Genomic DNA, 467 nt, shown 5'->3' with positions numbered 1-467 from the left:
ATACGCGCTTCCGCTTTCTCAAGTTTTTTTCTGCGGATAAGTTTTCAAGGCGTGGACGACCAGTACTCTCTTTTCCACGACGTTCCTCGTAAAAGCCTTCCTTACCATGTGTTTGATATGTTTTCTTCCAACGGCTAATTGCACTTTGAGCTTTCTTTATTCCTATCATCTCTAAGTCAAATCCTGTTTCTCTGAAGATTTGGACTGGACCTTTTCCTTGTAAATTTGCCTGAACAGCTTTCAATTTAAAGTCGGCTGTATATTGAATTGAGCGGTCGGATACTAAGGCGATATTTGGATTCGCTTCAATTTGTCTGCGTTGGTGCTCGTTAAAAATTATTTTACTCATGATGTGCTCCCGTTCATAAATGGTATGGTTAGTATAACGGGGTTTTCAAACGTTGAAAATAGAAAAACCCCGAATAGGTCCACTTTTTTAAAGTGTCCACTATTCGGGGTTCAGTTCA

General features: G+C 39.8%; 1 pseudogene. It reads right to left on the bottom strand.

The annotated features are described in order from the left end of the window. Positions 1-349: pseudogene (locus C9J37_RS27890) on the bottom strand (helix-turn-helix domain-containing protein); the annotation flags it as partial. Positions 350-467: the final 118 nt, after the last annotated feature.

This window comes from Lysinibacillus mangiferihumi, assembly GCF_003049665.1.
Taxonomy (GTDB): Bacteria; Bacillota; Bacilli; order Bacillales_A; family Planococcaceae; genus Lysinibacillus; species Lysinibacillus mangiferihumi.
This window is presented reverse-complemented; position numbering and strand designations above follow the sequence as displayed.